Source organism: uncultured Bradyrhizobium sp. (assembly GCF_936943645.1).
Taxonomy (GTDB): Bacteria; Pseudomonadota; Alphaproteobacteria; order Rhizobiales; family Xanthobacteraceae; genus Bradyrhizobium.
Map to the genome: position 1 here is coordinate 1 of NZ_CAKZJO010000056.1, position 22,727 is coordinate 22,727.

The following is a 22,727-nucleotide window of genomic DNA, read 5'->3' on the forward strand; positions in this document are numbered from 1 at the left end:
TGCTGCGGGGCAATCGCAGCTTCACGCACGCGAAGAAACCCATGACGCAGTACGACTAATCCGCCCTACGCATTGGCGCTACGCCGCCCGCATCACGGCGTCGGCGAGCAATCCCGCGAACAGCAGCAAGCCCGCATATTTGTTCGACTTGAACAGGCGCAGGCACAGCTCGGGATCATCGATCCGAAGCCGCATGATCTGCCATACCAGATGCGCGGCGAATGCGGCGAGCCCGAGCCAGGCAGGCCAGCGCACGTCGCCCGACGCCAGCGCGACGCCGATCAGCATCACCGCAAGCCCGTAGAACAGGATCAGCGCCTGATGCGTATGCGCGCCGAACAGGCGCGCAGTCGACTTGACGCCGATCAGCGCGTCGTCCTCGGAATCCTGATGCGCGTAGACGGTGTCATAGCCGATCACCCAGGAAATCGCGCCGGCATAGAGCACCAGTGCGGTGAGGTCGATGCGTCCGAAGGTGACGGCAAAGCCCATCAGCGCCCCCCAGGAGAAGGCGAGCCCGAGGAACACCTGCGGCCACCAGGTGATCCGCTTCATGAAGGGATAGATGGCGACGACCACGAGCGAAGCGATGCCGGTCGCAACTGCGAAGCGGTTGAACTGGAGCAGCACGACGAGGCCAACTAGCGCCTGCGCGACCATGAAGGCCAGCGCCTGCTTCACGGTGATCTGCCCCGCAGGCAGCGGCCGCGAGCGCGTGCGCTCGACCTTGTCGTCGAGGTCGCGGTCGGTGATGTCGTTCCAGGTGCAGCCCGCCCCGCGCATCACGAAGGCGCCGATGAAGAACAGCACGATGGTGAGCGGCAGTGTGCGGACGTCATGCGCCATGCCGCTCGCGAGCGCGGCCGACCACCAGCACGGCATCAGCAACAGCCAGGAGCCGATCGGACGATCGAAGCGGGACACGCGCAGATAAGGCCGCGCCCAGTGCGGCGCGAGCGTATCGACCCAGTTGCCGGTGGAATCGGCAACGCGGGCGGATGTCTCGCTCATCGGGTGAGGACGTTGCCGTTGAGCGTATCGAAGGTGCTGCCGCCCTTCTTGCCGGCATTGGCCTCAGGTGCCGAGCCCGAACCCAGCACTTCGCTCAGCGACGGACCGGCGGGACGCGCCTGCTGCTGCTGCATCTGCTGGGCAACATTGCAGACCTTCGCCGCCATGGCCTCGGTGTTCTTGTGGCCGTCCTTCATCTGCGCGCCGACCTGCGCCGGGATTCCGCATTTGGCGGCATGGGTATCGATGTACTTGATCATCTTGGCTTCAGCCTGGCCGAAATTGCGGATCAGCTTGCAGGCCTCGTCCGGCGGTGCGTGACGGTCGCTCGCGGCCTTGATCAGCTTGCCGCGCTTCTCGGCTTCTTCGCGCAGGGGCATGAACGCCTTCATGCAGTCTTCGCCCGGGCCGGCTTGCGTCGGCGGAGCCGCACTGAAAGCGCCGGCGCCGCCGATCGGCGCAGCGCCGTTCACGGGAAAGGACGATTGCGGGGCCGCACCGACCGAAGCGACCGGCGCCGAACCGTTCACCGGGGGAAACGCGGAACTGGATGGGGCCTGATTGGGCAGCGGTGCAGGAAAGGCGCTCTGCGCATGAACGCCCGTGGCGCCCAGCGCGACCATGGCGGCAGTGATCGGAACCATCAAATGACGGATCATCAAGAAAATCTCTCCGGCAGGAGCTTACGGGGTCCAGCGCCTTCCCAATTGAAGCGCAACCAGCGTGCTCGCGATTTTACGATTCCCGCCGGCCCTTAACAACCCACCGAATAGGGCAAGAGCGCGGCGCGCCGACACAGCGGTATGGCAATATTTACCCCCGAAACGGCTGGTTTCGGTTAATAACGGCGCCAAATTGGACTTTTGACCGATGCCCTCCCACGATTTTCGCGCGCCCCGCCTGTTCGTCGATGCCCCCCTGGCCCAGGATGCCAAAGTCACGCTCGATCGCGACCAGAGCAATTATCTTGGCAATGTGCTGCGGCTGGCCGCCGGAGCCGAGGTTTTGGCGTTCAACGGCCGCGACGGCGAGTGGCAGGCCGCCATTGAGGGCCGCAAGCGGCCGGACGGCCTCGTCATCCTGCAGCAGACCCGGCCGCAAGACCGGCTCGCCGACCTCACTTACGTCTTTGCCCCGCTCAAGCATGCCCGGCTGGACTATATGGTTCAGAAGGCCATCGAAATGGGCGCCGCCGCGCTGCAACCTGTCCTGACCCGCTTCACCCAGGCCTCCCGGGTCAACACCGAGCGCATGCGGGCCAATGTCGTCGAGGCCGCCGAGCAATGCGGCATTCTGAGCATCGCCACCGTCGCCGAACCAGTCGCCCTGGAGCGCTTCCTCAGCCAGCGCCCGGCCGACCGGCTGCTGATCTTCTGCGATGAGGCCGCGGAGGTCGAAAACCCGGTTCAGGCCCTGCAGGCCGCACACGCCGCCGGACAGGGTATCGACGTCCTGGTCGGCCCCGAAGGCGGGTTCGCCGAGGAAGAGCGGGCCCTGCTGCTGCGCCAGCCCAAAATCCTGCGCCTCGCCCTCGGTCCCCGGATCATGCGGGCCGACACGGCCGCGGTGGCGGCGCTGGCGCTGGTCCAGGCCGTGCTGGGCGATTGGGACGGCGGAACGAACTAGATCGTTTCCTGCGTCGCGCGCTGCAAGGTCTCGGACGGCAGCTCTCCGAAGGCCGCCCTGTAACTCGCCGCGAACTCGCCGAGATGCCAGAAGCCGTGCGCGATCGCGCAGGCCTTCACGCTGCGCCGCCCCGCGCCGCTGCGCAGCTGCTTGCGCACCGACCAGAGCCTCAGGACCCGGCTGTACCGATGCGGGCTGATGCCGCAGATCGCCTGGGTCGCGCTCTGGAGCGTGCGAACGGACACGCCCACCTGCTCCGCAAGCTCGGGCGTCTTGAGCCAGATCGTCAGATCCTGCTGGATCAGGCGTTCCATGTCCGCGACAATCCGCCGATAGCCATTCATCTTGGGCGACACGGGGCCGGCCATCGTGCTGGTGCGCAGCGCAGCTTCCATCGTGCCGAGCAGCGATTGCTCGACGGCCATCAATGACATCGGCGCGTTCAGGAAGCCCGGGTCATGTGCCGCGGTTTCCAACGTGACGGAGACCAGACGGCGCAACGAGGCCAGGACGTCCGACGTTGGATTGACCAGATGATAGCCGTCACCGAGTTGCGACCAGGGCTCGCGTTGGGGCGGCGTGAAATACACGACGGCGATCAGCCGGCCCTCGGGCTCGTGGACCAGGCAATCGGAGCCGCCTCTCAGGATGACGATGGAACGGCCCATCGATTGCCCGTTGATGCGGGCCGAGGTCACGTGGTCCATCGGCACCACGAAGGCGGCGGCATTCGTCAATTGATAGCCGCGAATGATCCGCGGAAAGGTCTTCACCAGCGACAGCGTCAGGCTCGGCAGGCTGAGCCGCGCCCGCATGATGGCCATCGCTCCCGCCGACAGGGGCATGCTGGATGCGCCGGCATATCTTTCCGTCTCGCCGAAATGGTCGATGTCATAGGCCCTGAGCTCGAGGGCCGGCGACGGCTTGAGCCCCTGGAAGGACATCAAGCGGTCCGTCGCCAGCTTTTGCGCGCCGTCGCGCCCGATATCGAGATGGCCCTGATCCATGTCGTGCGCTTACTTTGCCTTTTTTGCGGACGCGGCCACCTTGGAGGCGCGCAGATCGTCCGGCCCGTTGATGCCGGCACGCTTGAGATCGCGAAGCAGCTTGGTCAGCAGCAGCATGTTGGTCTTCTGCAGTTCGTGGTTGTTTCCGAACCTGAATGCGTTCTGCTCGGTCACGATCAGTCCGGCCTTGGTCTCTTCGAGGATCTTCCGCCTCTTCAGTCCCGTCACGCGGCGGCGGACCGTCTCGAGCGGCAGGCTGAGGAAGCGGGAGAGTGCCGCACGAGAGACCCCCTGCTTGATCACATCCGGCTCAACGGCATGAATGCTGGAGAACTTCTCGTCCAACACCGGATCGTTCATCACGTGAATGACGTTGGCGTTCAGCACGGCATGGACGATCAGAAGATCCAGTGGATCGAATTCCTCATAGTGCCGGAACATCTCGCTCATCGAGAACAGCATGTAGGCGAGCGTATGTCGCGAGACCGTCCGGATGATATCTGAAGCATTGCGCATGAATCGAAAACCAACATCCATCTTGTAAACGATGGCTATGGCGAGCGGATCATCCGCCATACCCAAAATGAGTATGCGGCGACTTGCCGGCGGTTCTCAATTTATCATTGTGACTTCAGGCATTCGGCCGCACCGCGACATCGCGCGCCGCTGCGTTCGCGAAGGCGATGACGGCCACTCGAGGGGACGATCGCGATGGAAGGCATGACGGTCAGCGACGGTGGCGCGCCGGATCCAAGGCGATACCAAGAGCTGCAGCTGATCAGGGCATTTATCCGTCTCACCGCCCCCAACAGGCAGAGGATACTCGACCTGGTGGAGCGCCTCGCAGAAGACGCCGAATTCGCTTCGACCGCGCCGGCCTTCGTCGCGGCCGACGCACCGGCCCCGAAACCGATCGGGGACTGCGCTGGCCCGACCGAATGAGGGGTTGCTCCCTCTTCCGGAGCGGCACGCGGCAGGGTATTTTATTACCTCATTGGAAATGACCGCTGCAGACCTGACAGACGGGCCGCCTTCGCGGCGAACTCGTTAAGCGATTGATCCTTTGGAGGTCGAAACCGCGCATCGGCCATGCTAAGGGGCTGCGCAATTCCTGTCCTTACCCTTGCCCTGCCCGGCTCCGCCGGGACGATGGACCCCCGTCATGACCGCGACTGCCACCTCAAATGCTGCCGGCTCCGCCGCCTGGGCGGATACGCTGCTCTTGTCGTTCGCGCAGGCCGGCTACGTCAGGGCCGAGCCGGCGATCCTGCAGCCGGCCGAGCCGTTCCTCGACCTTTCCGGCGAGGACATCCGCAAGAGCCTGTACCTGACCACGGACCTCACGGGCGAGGAGCTCTGCCTGCGCCCGGACCTGACCATCCCCGTCGCGCGCGATTATCTCGCCTCGACCCGTGCCGGCCAGCCGGCCGGGTTCAGCTATCTCGGTCCGGTGTTTCGTTACCGCAGCGGCCGAGCCAGCGAATTCCTGCAGGCCGGCATCGAATCCTTCGGCCGTCAGGACCGCGCCGCGGCTGACGCCGAGATGCTGGCGCTGGCGCTGGAAGCGACCAGCGCCTTCGGCGTCCGCGACGTCGAGATCCGCACCGGCGACGTCGCGCTGTTCAACGCGCTGCTCGACGCGCTCAACCTCTATCCGGTCTGGCGCCGCCGGCTGGTCAAGGATTTCAACCGCAAGATCAGCCTGGAGCAGGATCTGGAACGGCTGGCGGCGGCGACCACCGCAACGCGCAGCGAATATGAGGGCGTGCTCGCCGCGCTCGCCGGCTCCGACCGCAAGGCCGCGCTCGCTTTCGTCACCGACCTGATGTCGATCGCCGGCACCACCAATGTCGGGGGACGCACCACCGCCGAGATCGCCGACCGCTTCCTCGAGCAATCCACGCTCAAGGGCGGCGCGCTGTCGCGCGAGGCGATCACCGTGCTCAAGCGCTTCCTGTCGATATCAGGCAATCCCGACGACGCCGTCGCCCAGCTGCGCGCACTCACGACCGACGCGAAGCTCGATCTCGCCGCGGCGATCGACCAGTTCGAAAGCCGGGTCGGCTTCATGGCCGCGCGCGGCATCGACGTGAAGCAGACGCGCTTCTCGACCGCCTTCGGGCGCGGCCTCGACTATTACACCGGCTTCGAATTCGAGCTGCATCACCGCGGCAACGGCGCCGAGCCGCTGGTTGCCGGCGGCCGCTATGACGGGTTGATGACCCAGCTCGGATCGAGCGAGCCGATCGCCGCGGTGGGCTTCTCGGTGTGGGTGGATGCGCTGACGAAGATCGGCCGCAAGGTGGGAGCGTCATCATGAGCGCGCCATTCGTTCTGGCCGTTCCCTCCAAGGGCCGCCTGCAGGAAAACACCGAAGCCTTCTTCGCCCGCGCCGGCCTCAAGCTGTCGAAGGCCGGCGGCGCCCGCGACTATCGCGGCACGCTTGCAGGCCTCGACAATGTCGAGGTCGCCTATCTCTCGGCAAGCGAGATCGCCTCGCAGCTGTCGCGCGGCTTTGCGCATCTCGGCGTCACCGGCGAGGATCTCGTGCGCGAGAACATCGCCGATGCCGACAAGCGCGTGTCGCTGATCGAAGGCCTCGGCTTCGGCTATGCCGACGTCGTCGTCGCGGTGCCGCAAGCCTGGATCGACGTCCGCACCATGGCCGATCTCGACGACGTCACCACCGGCTTCCGCGAGCAGCATCACATGCGGATGCGGGTCGCGACCAAGTTCGTCAATCTCACCCGCTCGTTCTTCCAGAGCCACGGCATCAGCGATTACCGCATCGTCGAAAGCGCGGGCGCGACCGAGGGCGCACCTGCGGCCGGCAGTGCCGAGCTGATCGTCGACATCACCACGACCGGCGCGACGCTTGCCGCCAACGGCCTGCGGGTGCTCGACGACGGCGTGATGCTGCGCAGCCAGGCCAATCTGGTGGCGTCGAAGGAGGCCGACTGGTCGCCGCAGGCGCGGGAGACCGCACGCGTCATCCTCGACCACATCGCGGCACGGGCGCGGGCCAACAAATACCGCGAGGTCCGCACCCGCTTCCGGCAATGCGACGCCGCCCTGCTCGGCGAAGCGCACAGCCGGTTCGGCGTCGAGGCCCCGTTCGGCGGACCGACCTCGTCAGGCATGCTGACGTTGCACTGCCCGCCGGGACAGCTCTATGCGTTGGCGAGCTTCCTGCGCGAGCATGGCGCCGAGACCGTTTCGGTGGTGTCGCTCGACTACGTGTTCGACCGGGAGAACCCGCTGTTCGCCAAGCTCGAGGCGTTCCTGCGGCGGTGAGCCCCAGGCCGGTTCAGCTTTTCCGTTCAGCTTTGCGACAGCAAACGGCAGCTACCATATGCTGTTGAGATGACTTTTGAACGCCTCTGGGACCTTGATCGATGACGCTGGGCTCTGACGTTTCCGGCATGACGACCACCGCGGGGACCGCCGCCGCGAAGGGATTGTCGATAGTCGTCCCCGTCTACAACGAGGCGGCGGGCCTCGCCGGCCTGCATCAGCGCATCTGCGATCTCGCCAAGACCGTGCGGGAGCGCTATCGCCTCGCTTGCGAGGTCGTCTATGTCGACGACGGCAGCAAGGACGCGACGCTGTCGATCGCACGCAGCCTGCCCGCCGACGCGATCGACGTCCAGGTGGTGTCGCTGTCGCGCAATTTCGGCAAGGAGGCGGCGCTGATGGCCGGCCTCGACCACGCCAGGCTCGGCGCCGTCATGTTCATGGACGGCGACGGCCAGCATCCGCCTGCTCTGATCGAGCAGCTGGTGCGGCACTGGATCGATGACGGCTATGACGTCGTCTACACCGCCAAGGCGCATCGCGACAACGAGAGCTTCCTGCGCCGGCTGTCGGTGCACGGCTTCTACGCGCTGATCAACTGGGGCGCCCGCCAGAAGATTCCGGAAGACGCCGGCGACTTCCGCCTGCTGTCGCCGCGCGCGGTCTCGGCACTTCGGCAGCTGCCGGAGCGCAACCGCTTCTTCAAGGGCCTCGCCAGCTGGATCGGCTTCCGCCAGATCCGCGTCGACTACGAGCCCGCGGCGCGCGCCCATGGCGTCACCACCTTCAACGCCGCAAGCCTGCTCGGCCTGTCGATCGAGGGCCTGACCTCGTTTTCGGTGGCGCCCCTGCGCTTCGCCAGCCTGCTCGGCGTCATCCTCGCCGGCGGCGCCTTCCTGTTCGGCCTTTCGATCCTGTGGGAAGTGTTCACCACCGGCAAGCAGGTGCCCGGCTATCCCTCGCTCGTGATCGGCCTGATGACGATCGGCGGCGTGCAGCTCATCATGATCGGCATCGTCGGCGAATATATCGGCAAGATCCTTTCCGAGCTGAAGGCGCGCCCGATCTACTTCGTCGCCGAGCACAGCGAAAAGCACTACGAGGCCGACGCTTCGAACCAGGACGCCGCGAAGCGGACGGCGGCCGAATGAGCCCGGCCGCGGACCTGCGGCGGATCTGGCTCTGCGCCGACGATTACGGCATCAGCCCGGGCGTCAACCGCGCCATCCGCGACCTGATCGAACGCGGCCGCCTCAACGCCACCTCGGTGATGATGGTGGGACCTGCGATCGCGCGCAGCGACGTCGAGGCGCTCGAGGCGTCGGCAAAGCAAAGCCCGCGCTGCGCGGTCGGATTGCATGCGACGCTGTCGGCACCGTTCCGCCCCCTCACCATGCATTTCCGCCCGCTCGACGGCGACATGTTCATGCCGTTTCCGAAACTGCTGCGCGCCGGATTGATGCGCCGGCTCGACCGCGAGTTCTTCCGCAACGAGGTGAAGGCACAGCTCGCGGCCTTCATGGACGCGTTCGGCCGCGCGCCCGACTTCGTCGACGGCCATCAGCATGTGCAGCTCTATCCGCAGGTGCGCGACGGCTTTGTCGATGCGATCGTCGAGGCCGCGCCGAGTGCCTGGGTCCGTCAGGGCGGCCGCGATCTGCCGCTGGGGCGGCGACTGGCCTCACCAAAGGCTCTGGTGCTCGACAGTCTCAGCGCGCAATTCCGCCGCCGCGCCGGCCGTGCCGGCCTGAGCTTCAATCCCGCCTTTGCCGGCGCCTATGACTTCACGCGCGCAGGCGATTTCGGCGAGCTGATGCAGCACTTCCTCGAAAGCCTCCCCGACGGCGGCCTCGTGATGTGCCACCCCGGCTTCGTCGACGATGTCCTCAAAGGCCTCGACCCGATGACGGATGTCCGCGAGCGCGAGCACGCCTATCTCTCGGGCGAAGCCTTCGCGCGCCTGCTCGCGGACAGCCGCGTGACGCTGGGATGAAACCGGCGGACAACAAGCCGCGGGGCAGCTTGTCGCATACAGAAATTTAATCCGGCCGGCACTGTTGGGGCCACAATGGAACCCTACATCTGCTGCGCGCTTGGTTTTGCGCGAAGGAGACTGATCATGACGCCGCAGGAACGCCAGCTCGTCGACGACCTTTTCGACCGGCTTTCGAAGCTGGAAAACGCAACCCGCGATCCGGATGCGGTCGCCGCGATCTCCGACGGCCTGCGCAAGGCGCCCGGCGCGGTCTATGCGCTGGTGCAGACCACGCTGCTTCAGGACGAAGCGCTCAAACGCGCCCATGCCCGCATCCAGGAGCTGGAGGCGGCGCACGCGCCCGAGCAGGCGCAGTCCGGCGGCTTCCTCGACACCATGCGCGACACGCTATTCGGCGGAGGCCCCTCGCGCGGCTCGGTTCCGAACGTGCCGCCCCGTGATCAACGGCCGGTCTGGAACACCGGTCAGGCGATGCCGCAGGCCCAGCCGGGCTATGGCGCGCCGCCTTACGGACAGGCTTACGGTCAAGGCCAGGGCTATGGCGCTCCGCCGGTCGGCGGTGGCGGCGGCTCGTTCCTCGGCACGGCCGCGGCCGCTGCGGCCGGCGTCGTCGGCGGCTCGCTGCTGCTCTCGAGCATCCGCGGCATGATGGGCGGATCGCACCAGCAGGCTTTCGGCGACACCAATTCCCTCGGCGATCGTAGTGCTAGTCCTTGGGGCGGCAACGACCAGTCCGGCGGCTCGCTCGCGCGCGATGCCGGCCTGGACGACATCGGCTCGAATCGCGATTCCCGCCAGGGCTTCTTCGACCAGGCGTCGAACGACCGCGACAACAACGATCAGGACTACGGCGACGATCGCGACGATAACGTGGACATGGCCGACGACAGCGATTTCGGCGGCGACGATGATGGCGGCAGCGATTACGCGTAACCTTCTCCATCTCCCCGCAAGCGGGGAGAGGCGAAGCAGACCTCACATCACCACGACCTTGGTGCCGACATTGACGCGGCCGTAGAGGTCGATGACGTCCTCGTTGCGCATGCGGATGCAGCCGGAGGAGACGTTGGTGCCGATGGTCCAGGGCTCGTTGGAGCCGTGGATGCGGTAGAGCGTCGATCCCAGATACATCGCGCGGGCGCCGAGCGGATTTTCCGGGCCGCCTTCCATGTGCCGGGGCAGATCGGGCCGGCGCGCCAGCATTTCCGCCGGCGGCGTCCAGTCCGGCCATTCGCGTTTGGCCGTGATCGACTTCACGCCGGACCAGGTGAACCCGGGACGCCCGACGCCGATGCCGTAGCGCATCGCCCGGCCGTTGCCCTCGACGAGATAGAGGAACTTGTTCGGCGTATCGACCACGATCGTCCCGGCGCTTTCCTTGCCGCTATAGTCAACAGATTGTTTCTCGAATCTCGGATCGAACGGCCGCTGCCGCGGATCGTCAGCCTCCTGCTGGAGGCCTGCGCCCTGATATCCACCCTGCATCTGCGGCTCGCCCATCGGCGGCAGGCGGCGCTGGTCGTAATAGCCGGGCTGCTGCTGATACACCGGCCGCTCGGGCGCGTAGGCCGGACCGCGGCCGGGCCCGTCGCCGAACAGGAACTCGATGAAGCCGCCGCCCATGTTCGAATTGGAGGCGACGCGCACCGGCGCCGGCGGCACCTGCGGCTGGTAGAGCACCGCAGGCGGATCATTCGGCACCGAATTGTCGAAGGCACCAGCACCGCTCGTGCCGGCAATGAAGGTGCAAGCGCTGCCCAGCAGCGCGACAGACATTTTCTTGAACATCGACGTACTCTGTACTGTTTCGTCTAGATCACATGCGTCGTGGAGAGCTGGTGGCTGATCCGCGCCCTTCGACGTGGTCAATAAAAAGCAAAAGCCGTTTTGTTTGGTAAACGGATCGGGCGTTTGGATTCACCACGTCGCGAACGCAGCGGCAATTTGGCGATCAGCGTTTATTTTCGATGAACGCGACGCGGCCATGGTTAATCGCTTCTTTGCGTGCCGTCGCGCGACGCCGCACAACAGTTCCGGCTGTGAACTTCGTGTTAAATCGCTTCTGCCTAAAAAGACGCGTGAGTGAGGTGGGGGGAGTATCCTGATGGCTGTTCACCGCAAACGTTTTCGCGTTGAGGATATCGTCAGTGGCGAGATGCCGATTATCGACGTAACCGAAGAGGCCGGCCCGATGCATAGCGAGATCATGGCCGAGTTGCGCGCGATCCGTGCCCAGATGGCGAAGGGCGTCGTGGCGGCTCCGCTGTCCGGCAGCGCGGCCATGGCGGCGATCGACGCCTCGACGGCCCATGAGCTCGCCGAAGCGCGGAACATGCTCGAGACGTACCGGGCGCAGATCGAGCAGTGCGAAAAGCTCAAGGTCGAGCTCGACCTCATCCACGACGCCATCGACCGCACCAAGCGCGAGATCGCAACCCTGCACGGCAAGAGCTTCGACGGCGGCGAGATGGCCAAGGTCAATGGCGAGCTCGGCGCGGTGGTCGGCGGCACCGAGCAGGCGACCCAGCAGATCCTCGAAGCCGCGGAATCGATCGACCAGGCCGCCAGCGCAATGTCCAAGGTCGACTCGGTCGATCAGCAGAAGCGCCTCGCCGACGACATCCAGGAACGCGTCATCTCGATCTTCGAAGCCTGCAACTTCCAGGACCTGACCGGCCAGCGCATCAGCAAGGTCATGGCCACGATGAAGTTCATCGAGCAGCATATCAACTCGATGATGGACATCTGGGGCGGCGTCGACGCGATCAAGGCCCACGTCGTTCCGCAGGCCGACAATCGCAGCGAGGACGAAAAGCTTCTCAACGGTCCGAAACTCAACGGCGACGTCGGCCACGCCTCGCAGGACGACATCGACGCGCTGTTCGACTGAACGGACGCGACAGACGGAAAATCAAAACGTCGGCCCTCGGGCCGGCGTTTTTGTTTGTGGTGGCGTGCAGATCCAGAGCTCTCTTCCCTTCTCCCCTTGCGGGAGAAGGTGGCGCGCGTAGCGCGACGGATGAGGGGTTTCTATCCGCTCGCCATACCGCTCGTGAGGATGGAAACCCCTCACCCGGCTTCGCTCCGCGAAGCCACCCTCTCCCGCAAGGGGAGAGGGCAAGGACAATCACGCCCTCGGCGCGCAGCGGACGTAGACCATGTTGCCGTAGCGGGTGGCGGCGTCCTTGTCGATGAAGCGGGTGATCAGCACGCGGCCGTCGAAGGAGACGATCTCGCGGTCCTGCTCGCCGGGGGTCGGACCCGCGGGCCCGATATAGTTCTTGCCGCTCGGCGAGCCCTTCAGCCGCAGCTCCTGGGGCGTTGCCTGGTCGGCCAGATGCATGATCACGCCGCCGGAGGAGCCGGCGGTGATCACGTAGGGATTCTTGCACTGAGCCCGGGCAGCCGCCTCGGTGCGGGCGCGATCGGCCGGGTTCTGGAACGAGGCCAGGCCCCAGCGTCCCACGATCTCGTCGGCGCGAATGGTCGCAGGCATTTCCGGGGCAACGCCCGGCTCGGCTTCGGGCGGCGGCGAGGACGACGAGAAGGACGGCAGGCTCATGCCGCCGCCGCAGGCGCCCAGCAACAGCGCCAGACAAGAAGCGGCCGCCAGATTGGCAACCGTGCGCGCGTGAGCTGAACTGATCATGGCATTCCCCCGAGCAAGACCATGGCCGCACCCCTCCCGCAGCCAAGCGCAAAACCGCTGCCGGAGCAATGACGTCCTTTAATACGTCGGCGCCCCGAACAAGTTTCCAATGCCACCATCCTATATCCGCCTCACCAATCGCTTAACCACCTTTGCTTGACAGGATCGCGGCCAAGCCATATTTCCGAGCCCACTCTAGCACTCGGAAAGCCCGATTGCTAAGCGCGCCGTTCGATCCTCTGGACAGGGGGTGGACGGAAGCGCCGCCCCACCCACTTTCCACTACTTCCGAAGCGAGCCTCCAAAGGGAAACGTCATGGCTAAATCCAAATTTCGTCCGCTGCATGACCGTGTCGTGGTCAAACGTATCGACGCCGAGGAAAAGACCAAGGGCGGCATCATCATTCCGGACACCGCCAAGGAAAAGCCGTCCCAGGGCGAAATCGTCGCCGTCGGCCCCGGCGGCCGCGACGAGGCCGGCAAGCTGGTCCCGATCGACCTCAAGGTCGGCGACCGCGTGCTGTTCGGCAAGTGGTCGGGCACCGAAGTCAAGATCGACAACGAAGATCTCCTGATCATGAAGGAGTCGGACATCATGGGCGTTCTGGCCTAAGGCTGTCCGCCTGAACGGCCGCTGAATGCTCCACTGTCATGCCCGGGCTAAAGCGCGAAGCGCGTCTTCGCGCTAGACGACCCGGGCATCCATCTTCTTCGCAAAATGATGGATTGCCGGGTCAAGCCCGGCAATGACGAAGAGAGCGCGAAACAACACACAGCACGAAACACGAGGGATTGCAGACCATGGCTGCCAAGGACGTCAAGTTTTCCGGAGACGCGCGCGATCGCATGCTGCGCGGCGTCGACATTCTCGCCAACGCCGTCAAGGTGACGCTCGGCCCGAAGGGCCGCAACGTCGTCATCGAGAAGTCGTTCGGCGCGCCCCGCATCACCAAGGACGGCGTCACCGTCGCCAAGGAGATCGAGCTCGAGGACAAGTTCGAGAACATGGGCGCCCAGATGGTGCGTGAGGTCGCCTCCAAGACCAACGACCTCGCCGGCGACGGCACCACCACCGCGACCGTACTGGCCCAGGCCATCGTGCGCGAAGGCGCCAAGGCGGTTGCCGCCGGCATGAACCCGATGGACCTCAAGCGCGGCATCGACAGCGCGGTTGCGGCCGTCATCAAGGACATCGAGAAGCGCGCCAAGCCGGTCGCCGCCTCCTCCGAGGTCGCCCAGGTCGGCACCATCTCGGCCAACGGCGATGCCGCCATCGGCAAGATGATCGCCCAGGCGATGCAGAAGGTCGGCAACGAGGGCGTCATCACCGTCGAGGAGAACAAGTCGCTCGACACCGAAGTCGACATCGTCGAGGGCATGAAGTTCGACCGCGGCTATCTCAGCCCCTACTTCGTCACCAACCCCGAGAAGATGACCGCCGAGCTCGAGGACGCCTACATCCTCCTGCACGAGAAGAAGCTCTCGGGCCTGCAGGCCATGCTGCCGGTGCTCGAAGCCGTGGTGCAGTCGGGCAAGCCGCTCGTTATCATCGCCGAGGACGTCGAGGGCGAGGCGCTGGCCACCCTGGTCGTCAACCGTCTCCGTGGCGGCCTGAAGGTGGCCGCGGTGAAGGCGCCGGGCTTCGGTGACCGCCGCAAGGCCATGCTCGAGGACCTCGCGATCCTCACCGGCGGCCAGCTCATTTCCGAAGACCTCGGCATGAAGCTGGAGAACGTCACGGTGAAGATGCTCGGCCGCGCCAAGAAGGTGGTGATCGACAAGGAGAACACCACGATCGTCAACGGCGCCGGCAAGAAGCCGGACATCGAGGCCCGCGTCGGTCAGATCAAGGCCCAGATCGAGGAAACCACCTCGGACTACGACCGTGAGAAGCTCCAGGAGCGCCTCGCCAAGCTGGCCGGCGGCGTTGCGGTGATCCGCGTCGGCGGCGCCACCGAGATCGAGGTCAAGGAGAAGAAGGACCGCGTCGAGGACGCGCTCAACGCCACCCGCGCCGCGGTGCAGGAAGGCATCGTCCCCGGCGGCGGCGTCGCATTGCTCCGCGCCAAGAAGGCGGTGGGCCGTCTCACCAACGCCAATGCCGACGTCCAGGCCGGCATCAACATCGTGCTGAAGGCGCTGGAAGCCCCGATCCGCCAGATCTCCGAGAACGCCGGCGTGGAAGGCTCGATCGTGGTCGGCAAGATCCTGGAGAACAAGTCCGAGACCTTCGGCTTCGACGCCCAGAACGAGGACTATGTCGACATGGTCGAGAAGGGCATCATCGACCCCGCCAAGGTGGTGCGCACCGCGCTGCAGGACGCCTCCTCCGTGGCCGGCCTGCTGGTGACCACCGAAGCCATGGTCGCCGAGATGCCGAAGAAGGAAGCCCCGCCCGCCATGCCCGCCGGCGGCGGCATGGGCGGCTTCTGAGGCCCATCCTCGACCGACACGCTTCGCGAAGACCGCCTCCGGGCGGCCTTCTTTTTTGCCGACGATGGGCTCCGCTTTCCGATTCAACCGACGGCCAAAACCCATTACGGTGGCGCCGATTCTGATTGCCTGGGGATTTCGTCGATGCGCGTGCTTCTGGTTTGCCCGACAGCTTTATTGGCGGCTCTGCTTGCGGTTGCGCCGGAGGTCGCCTCCGCCCAGATGAAGCTCTCGCCGAAGGCCGCGGCGCCCGGTGGCGTCGAGACGCGCTATTTTACCTCGATCGACGGGCTGATGGACGGCAATGCCGACGTGATCCTGAAGGAGACGCGCCAGGGCAAGACGGTCACCGCCGCGACGCTCGACGTCTGCTATCCCGTCGCCAAGAATTCCGACCGCAAGGACCGCTTCGTCGTCAACCTCCAGGTCGCGGGCCAGAACCTGACGGGCACCACGCAGAGCATCGGCGAGAAGGCGCCCGTCAGCGTCAAGCTGCTGCGCAAGCAGAGCGGCGACACTTTCGAGTTTCGCGGCCAGATCAGCATCGGCCAGGTGGTGACCGAGGTGACCTCGCCCGACAATTCCGATCTCAGCGAGAGGGAATTCCAGGACAACCAGACCTCCGACGACGGCATCACGCCGCAGCCGAAGGATTTCACCGACGTCTCGCCGGAGGCGATTGCGGTCAAGGTCAAGCTCGATGCGGCCACCGACTTCCTGAAGAGCCTGAGGGGCCAGGCGGTCGAGGTGACGTTGGCGAGCCTCACCGTCGGATGCGATGCGCTGCGCGCAGGCGAGCAGACCATCAACATGTCGGTCGATCCCGAGCGCGCCGGTGCGCTGCTGGCCAAATTCAAGGCGACGCCCGGCGTCACCGCCGCCGGCTGGACCGCGGGCATGACCGAGATGGACCGCACCATCCGCTTTGCCGCCGCCGACTGGCGCACCGGCGACAAAATCGACAAGGACAAGCTCGGGAATGCGGTTCTGAAAGTGCTGATGCAGACGCTGGGCGGGAAGTCCGGCACATCGAGCTGGAACCCCAATACCGGCAAGCTTAAGGTGACCATGAAGCGACCGAACCAGGATTTCCCGGCGCTTGATCTCACCGATACGATCGAGGTTGCAGGCCTTGTCTCACCCGACAAGCCGGGCGCGACCGACAAGCTCATGCTCTGGATCGGCAGCCCCGCGACGACGACTGCCGACGAGAGCAGCGGTGCCCAGCTCAATCTCTCCGACGACGCCTCGATCGACGAGGAAGGCGACCAGCCCGACGACAACGGTTCGATCGAGGCCCTCGCCAAGGAGCTCAGGGGTCAGCGCTGGGATGCCGACAAGTCGGTGTGGAAGTAGGCGCAGCTATCTCGTGCCCCGGACGCAGCGGAGCACGTCAGTGATGCGCTGCAGAGCCGGGGCCCAGAAGCCACAAGCGAGATCGACGATAGAACTGGGTCCCGGCTCTGCGGCGCATCGCTTGCGCGACGCGCCTTGTCCGGGACACGCGAGACTTAATTCCCCGTCGTCCTGAATCGCAGCGACTTCGGGCCGATCAGCGTCAGCACATCGCCCTGACGCTTCCAGGTCTCGACACTGGAGAGCGCTGCGAGGAGATCGTCGTCGGCCTGAGCTCTCGCCGGCGGGCAGTTGCGGTCCTGGATCTGGCCGGGGACGAAGATCACGGTGTTGCCGGCGACCGAGAACTGGCCCTTGCCGCCCTTGCACCAGAGCTCCAGCAACACTTCGCCGTGGTCGCCGATCTCGATGTTCGGAATCCGCTTGGAGCCTGCTTGCGGCAATGCCTCCAGCGTCATCTCGCTGCCGAACGGAAACCCGTCCTCGGCACGCGCGACACTGGACATCGCGAGCATTGCAACCGCCGCACACACCAACCGCTTGATCGAAACCATGAGACCTCTCGTCCGACGTGATTTGCGGCACCTTCTATAAGACGCCGGCGCCATTGAGAAGGTTCGCACAACGTCGGCGCAAAGATCCCCGCGGGGGCGAACCCCGCGGGGATCTGCATCGAAGCGGACGTGGCGCGTTACTTCAGGACCAGCGCCGTGAACGGGTAGACATAGGCCTGCAGCGTCACGAGCACACCGACGAGACAGGCCAGCACGATCGAGTGCCAGAACACGAAGCGCAGGATGGTCCCCTCGTGGCCGTACCAGTTGGTGGCGGTCGAGGCGACGACGATCGACTGCGCGTCGATCATCTTGCCCATCACGCCGCCGGACGAGTTCGCTGCCGCCATCAGCACCGGCGACAGGCCGAGCTGCTCGGAGGTGATCTTCTGCAGGTTTCCGAACAGCACGTTGGAGGCGGTGTCCGATCCCGTCAGCGCGACGCCGAGCCAGCCGAGCAGCGTGCCGAAGAAGGGATAGAGCACGCCGGTGGCGGCGAAGGCGAGACCGAGCGTCGCGTCGACGCCGGACAGGCGCGTCAAGGTGCCGATCGCGAGCATCGCCGAGATCGTGATCAGCGAGATCGCGCACAGCCGGATGGTGCGGCCGTACTCGACCAAAAGCCGGCCGGGACCGACGCCCATCAGGAAGCCGGAGATGATCGCCGCGATCAGCATGCCCGAGCCGGTGAACGACAGGTAGGTGAAGCTGAACACCGCAGCCTCTTTGGTCGGCCCTGGCGCGACCGGCGGCATCTTGTTGATCATCTGGTGCAGCTCCGGCACCGGATAGTTCCAGACGAAGATCGAGTTCGCCCAGGCCTTGAAGCCGCCGTTGCCCCAGATCAGCATCACGATGCAGACGATGATCCACGGCAGCAGCGCGCTGAACAGCTCGCTCTGCGTCAGCGGCGTCTTGTCCAGCGGTTTCGCCGCCGCCATGGTCGCCGCCGATTCATCGCGGCCGCGCAACGCCGGCGACAGCCAGAGCTGCTTCGGCTGCCAGACCTTCAGGAACAGGATCAGTGCGCCCATCGAGATCAGCGACGCGCCGATGTCGACGATCCAGGGATTGATGTGGTTCGAGATCACATATTGCGGGACCGCGAACGAGACGCCGGTGACGAGGATCGCCGGCCAGATATCCTTCATGCCCTTCCAGCCCGCGAACGCCCACACCACCCAGAACGGCACGATCAGCGAGAAGAACGGCAATTGCCGGCCGACCATGGCGCCGAGGATGTAGGGATCGAGGCCGGTGACCGAGGCAAGGCCCTGGATCGGCGTGCCGAGCGCGCCATAGGCGACCGGCGCGGTGTTGGCGATCAGCGACAGGCCGGACGCGGCGAGCGGCGAGAAGCCGAGCCCGATCAGCACGGCGCCGGTGATGGCGACCGGCGTGCCAAAGCCGGAGGCGCCCTCGAAGAACGCGCCGAAGGAGAACGCGATCAGCAGCAATTGCAGCCGCCGGTCCTCGGTGACGCCGCCGACGGCGCGCTTGAGCAATTCGAACCGTCCCGTGCTCACCGTCACCTGGTAGAGGAAGATGACGTTGAGGACGATCCAGCCGATGGGGAAGAAGCCGGTGACGATGCCGAGCACCGAGGCGCGGATCGACATGTTCGCCGGCATGGTGAAGACGAAGATCGTGATCAGGTTGGTCACGATCACGGCGATGACGGCCGCGATATGGGCCTGGACGCGACCGCTCGCGATCAGGACCAGCAGCGTGACGACGGGGACCGCCGCCGCGATCGTCGACAGCGCGGGGCTGTGCAAGGGATCATAGATTTGATTCCACATGGTCTTCCTCCCCCACGCATGTTTGCGGCAGGCGGCCCGCGTGGAGAGCCGTTCCTGCTTGACGCTGAAGCGATAACCCCCGAGCTGGGCGCGAATTCCTCGCGAGTGCAGCGGTTCCCGTCCCGCTCACAAGGTCGCGAAATCCCGGAGCACCCCTACTCCGCGCCATCGCACGCCATGCTAGGGTTGCGAGGTGCGACAAGACAACGCAAATTGCAGACCTTGCGACTTTAGTCTAAGCGCGCCGCTTTCCGCCATGGCATCAAGTCCTTGGCTCCGGGCAGTTGTCCACATTCCCGAGGAGACTCCGCTCTGTGAAGAACATCAGCGCCACGCTCGCGATCGTCTGGCGAATCGCCGCTCCCTATTTCCGGTCCGAGGACAAATGGGTCGGCCGCGGCCTGCTCGCCGTGGTCGTCGCGATGGAGCTGGTGCTGGTCGCGATCAACGTGCTCCTCAATCAGTGGCAGAACCGGTTCTACAGCGCGCTGCAGGCCTACGACCTGCCCGAGTTCATCAAGGAGGTCTGGGTCTTCCTGGGCCTTGCCTTCACCTTCGTCGCACTGGCCGTCTACAAGCTCTATCTGAACCAGTGGCTCCAGATCCGCTGGCGACAATGGCTGACGCAACATTACCTCGGCGAATGGCTCGACGGCGCCACGCATTACCGCATGCAACTCAAGGGCGATGCCGCCGACAATCCGGATCAGCGCATCACCGAGGACGTCAAAACCTTCGTCGAGCAGACGCTGACCATCGGCCTTGGCCTTTTGTCCTCGGTCGTGACGCTGGCCTCGTTCGTCGTCATCCTCTGGGGTTTGTCCTACAAGGCCCCCTTGTACATTTACGGCACCGATATCGTCGTCCCCGGCTTCCTGGTCTGGGCCGCAGTGGCTTACGCGATCGCCGGTACCGCGCTGACGCACTGGATCGGCGCCCCGCTCATCAACCTCAATTTCGAGCAGCAACGCTATGAGGCCGATTTCCGCTTCAACCTGATCCGCGTGCGCGAGAATTCCGAGCAGATCGCCCTTCTGAAGGGCGAGGGCGCCGAGCGCGGGCGCCTGCTGCAGCGCTTCGGTTTCGTCATCGGCAATTGGTACGCGATCATGAGCCGGACCAAGCGCCTCACCGCGTTCACGGCAAGCTACGGCCAGGCGGCGACGATCTTTCCCTATGTCATGGTGGCGCCCGCCTATTTCGCCAAGCGCATCCAGCTCGGCGACATGATGCAGACCGGCTCGGCGTTCGGCAGCGTGCAGGACGCGCTGTCCTTCTTCGTCACCGCCTATCGCTCGCTCGCCGAATGGCGTTCCGTGATCGCCCGTCTCGACGGCTTCGAGATGTCGGTCAGCGCCGCCGCTCCAGGCGCGGCACTCGAGCCGACCATCGACGTGACCCCATCGAAGGGCAAGGCCATCGCGCTCGAGCAGTTGCTGGTCAAACTGCCGAACGGGGCACCTCTGGTCGCAGCCAATGCCTTCACGATCCAGCCGTCGGAGCGGGTGCTGGTGACCGGCCCCTCGGGCTCCGGCAAGTCGACCCTGTTCCGGGCCATTGCCGGCGTCTGGCCGTTCGGCACCGGCACGGTCGCCATCCCTGCGACGTCGAAGCTGATGATGCTGCCGCAGCGGCCGTATTTCCCGATCGGCCCGCTCGGCGATGCCGTCATCTACCCGGCCGAGCACGGCTCCATCCCGCCGGAGAAGATCCGCGACGCCCTGGTTGCGGTCGGCATGCCGCGCCTGGCCGAGCGGCTCGACGAGGACGGTCACTGGAACCGTACTTTGTCGCTCGGTGAGCAGCAGCGCCTTGGGCTGGCCCGCGCGCTGCTGCACGTGCCGGACTATCTGTTCCTCGATGAGGCGACGGCTTCGCTGGACGAGCCGTCCGAGGACCGGCTCTATCGGCTGCTGACGGAGAAGCTGCCCCAGGCCACCATCGTCTCGATCGGCCACCGCTCGACGCTCGACACCTTCCATACCCGCAAGGTGTCGCTGGTGAAGGACGACGAGATCCACGTCCTCGGCAAAGCCGGCGAGCCGGCCCCGGAGCCGAGCGCGGCGCGCTGAGCGCGGAGCCAAAGCAAAAGGGCGGCAGATCGCTCTGCCGCCCTCCTGGATGGTCTTGAGAAGAAAATTACTTCAGGTTGGTCATCGCCGTCAGGTCGAACGAGAGCTTGGCGATACCGGTCGCGCCGCACCACTTCGAGCCGACGCCCGAGGGATTGATGCTGCTGTAGCTGCCGTTGAAGGTGGAGGTGTAGTCGCTGGTGAAAGCGTTGCAGTCCGCCTTGGAAAGATCGGTGTCGGAGTAACGCAGGTCCAGCGTCATGACCTTGTAGGTGAAGCCGACGCCGATGTTCCAGGTGTTATAGTCGGCATATTTGATGCCGTTCGGGAAGAACGGGCCGACATAGCCCGGACCCGCTGCTGCGGGGCCCGTGCCGTAGAAGGAGTCGGAAGTGCCGAACCACTGACGGCCGAATTCGCCCGACACATACATGCCGACGCCGCTCGAACCGAAGGTCGTGCTCGGCGCCGTCCACTTGCCCGTGATCGAGGCGTAGTTGCCCCAGGCGCCGGTGTTGAGGAAGTTCGGCGAATAGAACTCGTTGATGCCGAACGCCCAGTTGTCGTTCACCGTGTAGGTCATCTTGCCGTAGACTTCGAAGAAGCTGACGTCCTTCTTCATCACGTTGCCATTCGGCAGGGCATTCGCGGCGCAATCGGCGCCCTGGAAGTTGCCCGCGAAGTCGACGCCGGTGCCGCCGTAGTAACAGGTCCCGCCCGGATACAGGTAACCCCAGACGCCGATGTCGAAGGCGAACGCACCGAAGGTCGGGCGGATACCGCCGTAGATGTCGATCTCGGCCGCGGCGCGGTTCGGGAAGGAGATGCTCTCACCGGCCACGCCGACATAGAGCTGGAGGTCTTTGTTGACGTTGAAGCGCGGCTCGAAATAGGCGGCGACCGACGGCTTGTTGTTCGACTGGGTGATACCGCGGAACACGTAGTTGCTCATGATCGCGCCGCCGAAGGCGATATCCCAGGGGTCGAAGGCCGGGGGCGGCGGGGCCTTCAACGCCTTCAGGGGCATATCTGCCGCGAAAGCCGAACCCGTCGTCACCATTGCCAGCGCCGTTGCCAACAAAGCCACTTTTTTCATTTCGATCCCCATCGTCAGAACTAACCCGGTCGGATTCCCGGAAGCCCCCCGGCAAACGACCTGCGTGCAAAATTGCGTTACTGCGACAATCTGGATTGAGGGACGGAGACCGTGAAGCAAAAATCGCGGGCAACTGCCGCCTTTTTGGGCGTTTTGACGATTCCACGAAAGGTTGTCCGGCTGTGTGTCTTCTCGATCACATAATCTGCCTTGCAAAGTGCACAGCGGGACCGTGCAAGTACGGGGATGCCAGGCAGCGTGGCAGCCGCGCTACGAATCAGACCCGCGCGGGACAGGGCCGCTCCTGAAGGTCCTTCCGGCGATGCAAAAAGGCCGCAGCGTCACCGCCGCGGCCTTGCTGTTGGCGATCACGGGCGCTGGACGGGGCCTAGCCTTGCCCCTCGGCCGGCGGCGCTTCCGCAGAAGACGAAGGCATCGCCCAACTCGTCTCGGCCGCCGGTTCGGGAGCTGGAGCTGCCGCCGGCGCTGACGGCTTCGGCGCGGGAGCTGCCTTCGCCTTCTTCGGTGCCGCTTTCTTCGCGGCCTTCTTCGGTGCGGCCTTCTTCACGGTCTTCTTCACGGTCTTCTTGGCCGACTTCTTCGCAGCCTTCTTGGCGGCCTTCTTCGGGGCAGCCTTCTTCGATTTTTTGGCAGACTTCTTCGCGGACTTCTTGGCTGCCTTCTTCGCGGTCTTCTTCGCCGCTACAACCTTCTTGGCCTTTTTGGCCTTCTTGCTTTTCTTCTTCTTCGCTTTCGCCATCGTGGTCCTCCTGTTGCCGCCGAACAATGGTCGATCGGGCGTCTTCAGTCGTCACCCCGGGGAGGACAGTT

22 protein-coding genes are annotated in these 22,727 nt (G+C 65.1%); 12 read left to right on the forward strand and 10 right to left on the reverse strand.

Annotation, left to right across the window (positions count from 1 at the left end; all coding sequences use genetic code 11):
- Positions 1–78: 78 nt before the first annotated feature.
- Both ubiA and Q0743_RS15235 read right to left on the reverse strand, forming a co-directional pair.
- Positions 79–1,011 carry a 4-hydroxybenzoate octaprenyltransferase gene (gene ubiA, locus Q0743_RS15230; protein WP_298242342.1) on the reverse strand — a complete coding sequence of 311 codons (933 nt, stop codon included), beginning with the start codon at positions 1,009–1,011 and terminating at the stop codon, positions 79–81.
- On the reverse strand, positions 1,008–1,670 hold the full coding sequence (locus tag Q0743_RS15235) for a hypothetical protein (protein ID WP_298242343.1): 663 nt from the start codon (positions 1,668–1,670) through the stop codon (positions 1,008–1,010). The genes ubiA and Q0743_RS15235 overlap by 4 nt, the downstream gene beginning before the upstream one ends.
- A gap of 211 nt (positions 1,671–1,881) precedes the next feature.
- On the opposite strand from Q0743_RS15235, the gene Q0743_RS15240 reads away from it, so the two are divergent.
- Positions 1,882–2,637, forward strand: a complete 756-nt coding sequence (locus Q0743_RS15240; RefSeq protein WP_298242344.1) for a 16S rRNA (uracil(1498)-N(3))-methyltransferase — start codon at positions 1,882–1,884, stop codon at positions 2,635–2,637.
- On the opposite strand, the gene Q0743_RS15245 is transcribed toward Q0743_RS15240, so the two are convergent.
- Both Q0743_RS15245 and Q0743_RS15250 read right to left on the reverse strand, forming a co-directional pair.
- A complete protein-coding gene (locus Q0743_RS15245; protein WP_298242345.1) occupies positions 2,634–3,644 on the reverse strand; it encodes a helix-turn-helix domain-containing protein in 1,011 nt (336 codons plus the stop codon). The two genes, Q0743_RS15240 and Q0743_RS15245, sit on opposite strands and share 4 nt — an antisense overlap.
- 9 nt (positions 3,645–3,653) lie before the next feature.
- A complete protein-coding gene (locus tag Q0743_RS15250) occupies positions 3,654–4,160 on the reverse strand; it encodes a hypothetical protein (RefSeq protein WP_298242346.1) in 507 nt (168 codons plus the stop codon).
- 195 nt (positions 4,161–4,355) lie between these two features.
- Here Q0743_RS15250 and Q0743_RS15255 point away from each other — a divergent pair, with 195 nt between their 5' ends.
- The 6 genes from Q0743_RS15255 (at position 4,356) to Q0743_RS15280 (ending at position 9,867) form a co-directional block, all read left to right on the forward strand.
- A complete protein-coding gene (locus Q0743_RS15255) occupies positions 4,356–4,586 on the forward strand; it encodes a hypothetical protein (RefSeq protein ID WP_298242347.1) in 231 nt (76 codons plus the stop codon).
- Between the two features lie 220 nt (positions 4,587–4,806).
- Complete coding sequence (locus tag Q0743_RS15260) at positions 4,807–5,964, forward strand: ATP phosphoribosyltransferase regulatory subunit (protein WP_298242348.1); 1,158 nt, start codon at positions 4,807–4,809, stop codon at positions 5,962–5,964.
- Positions 5,961–6,938: an ATP phosphoribosyltransferase gene (gene hisG / locus Q0743_RS15265; RefSeq protein WP_298242349.1), complete on the forward strand. Its 978-nt coding sequence runs from the start codon at positions 5,961–5,963 to the stop codon at positions 6,936–6,938. The genes Q0743_RS15260 and hisG overlap by 4 nt, the downstream gene beginning before the upstream one ends.
- 101 nt (positions 6,939–7,039) lie before the next feature.
- Positions 7,040–8,089 (forward strand): glycosyltransferase family 2 protein, encoded by a 1,050-nt coding sequence (locus tag Q0743_RS15270; RefSeq protein ID WP_298242350.1) that lies wholly within the window; start codon positions 7,040–7,042, stop codon positions 8,087–8,089.
- Positions 8,086–8,931: a ChbG/HpnK family deacetylase gene (locus Q0743_RS15275; RefSeq protein ID WP_298242351.1), complete on the forward strand. Its 846-nt coding sequence runs from the start codon at positions 8,086–8,088 to the stop codon at positions 8,929–8,931. The genes Q0743_RS15270 and Q0743_RS15275 overlap by 4 nt, the downstream gene beginning before the upstream one ends.
- A gap of 126 nt (positions 8,932–9,057) precedes the next feature.
- A complete protein-coding gene (locus tag Q0743_RS15280) occupies positions 9,058–9,867 on the forward strand; it encodes a DUF2076 domain-containing protein (RefSeq protein WP_298242352.1) in 810 nt (269 codons plus the stop codon).
- A 42-nt stretch (positions 9,868–9,909) separates the two neighbouring features.
- Here Q0743_RS15280 and Q0743_RS15285 read toward each other — a convergent pair whose 3' ends face one another.
- Positions 9,910–10,722, reverse strand: a complete 813-nt coding sequence (locus tag Q0743_RS15285; protein ID WP_298242353.1) for a L,D-transpeptidase — start codon at positions 10,720–10,722, stop codon at positions 9,910–9,912.
- A gap of 316 nt (positions 10,723–11,038) precedes the next feature.
- Between Q0743_RS15285 and Q0743_RS15290 the strand changes: the two genes are divergently transcribed.
- Entirely contained in the window at positions 11,039–11,824 is a 786-nt protein-coding gene (locus Q0743_RS15290) for a protein phosphatase CheZ (protein WP_298242354.1), read from the forward strand.
- 237 nt (positions 11,825–12,061) lie between these two features.
- Here Q0743_RS15290 and Q0743_RS15295 read toward each other — a convergent pair whose 3' ends face one another.
- Positions 12,062–12,583, reverse strand: coding sequence for a hypothetical protein (locus Q0743_RS15295; RefSeq protein ID WP_174719255.1), 522 nt, complete (start codon positions 12,581–12,583; stop codon positions 12,062–12,064).
- A 316-nt stretch (positions 12,584–12,899) separates the two neighbouring features.
- Here Q0743_RS15295 and groES point away from each other — a divergent pair, with 316 nt between their 5' ends.
- The 3 genes from groES to Q0743_RS15310 all read left to right on the forward strand — a co-directional run bounded on the left by groES (position 12,900) and on the right by Q0743_RS15310 (position 16,372).
- Positions 12,900–13,196 (forward strand): co-chaperone GroES, encoded by a 297-nt coding sequence (gene groES / locus Q0743_RS15300; RefSeq protein WP_097657489.1) that lies wholly within the window; start codon positions 12,900–12,902, stop codon positions 13,194–13,196.
- Between the two features lie 188 nt (positions 13,197–13,384).
- Entirely contained in the window at positions 13,385–15,016 is a 1,632-nt protein-coding gene (gene groL, locus Q0743_RS15305; protein WP_298242355.1) for a chaperonin GroEL, read from the forward strand.
- A gap of 144 nt (positions 15,017–15,160) precedes the next feature.
- Positions 15,161–16,372, forward strand: a complete 1,212-nt coding sequence (locus Q0743_RS15310) for a hypothetical protein (protein WP_298242356.1) — start codon at positions 15,161–15,163, stop codon at positions 16,370–16,372.
- A 155-nt stretch (positions 16,373–16,527) separates the two neighbouring features.
- Here the strand turns inward: Q0743_RS15310 and Q0743_RS15315 are convergent, their stop codons facing one another.
- Positions 16,528–16,926: an META domain-containing protein gene (locus Q0743_RS15315; protein ID WP_298242357.1), complete on the reverse strand. Its 399-nt coding sequence runs from the start codon at positions 16,924–16,926 to the stop codon at positions 16,528–16,530.
- Between the two features lie 137 nt (positions 16,927–17,063).
- On the reverse strand, positions 17,064–18,728 hold the full coding sequence (locus tag Q0743_RS15320) for an L-lactate permease (protein ID WP_298242358.1): 1,665 nt from the start codon (positions 18,726–18,728) through the stop codon (positions 17,064–17,066).
- Positions 18,729–19,042: 314 nt separating this feature from the next.
- On the opposite strand from Q0743_RS15320, the gene Q0743_RS15325 reads away from it, so the two are divergent.
- Positions 19,043–20,800 carry an ABC transporter ATP-binding protein/permease gene (locus Q0743_RS15325; RefSeq protein ID WP_298242359.1) on the forward strand — a complete coding sequence of 586 codons (1,758 nt, stop codon included), beginning with the start codon at positions 19,043–19,045 and terminating at the stop codon, positions 20,798–20,800.
- A 67-nt stretch (positions 20,801–20,867) separates the two neighbouring features.
- Here Q0743_RS15325 and Q0743_RS15330 read toward each other — a convergent pair whose 3' ends face one another.
- Both Q0743_RS15330 and Q0743_RS15335 read right to left on the reverse strand, forming a co-directional pair.
- Positions 20,868–21,896 carry a TorF family putative porin gene (locus tag Q0743_RS15330; protein ID WP_298242360.1) on the reverse strand — a complete coding sequence of 343 codons (1,029 nt, stop codon included), beginning with the start codon at positions 21,894–21,896 and terminating at the stop codon, positions 20,868–20,870.
- 388 nt (positions 21,897–22,284) lie between these two features.
- Entirely contained in the window at positions 22,285–22,656 is a 372-nt protein-coding gene (locus tag Q0743_RS15335; protein WP_298242361.1) for a hypothetical protein, read from the reverse strand.
- Positions 22,657–22,727: the final 71 nt, after the last annotated feature.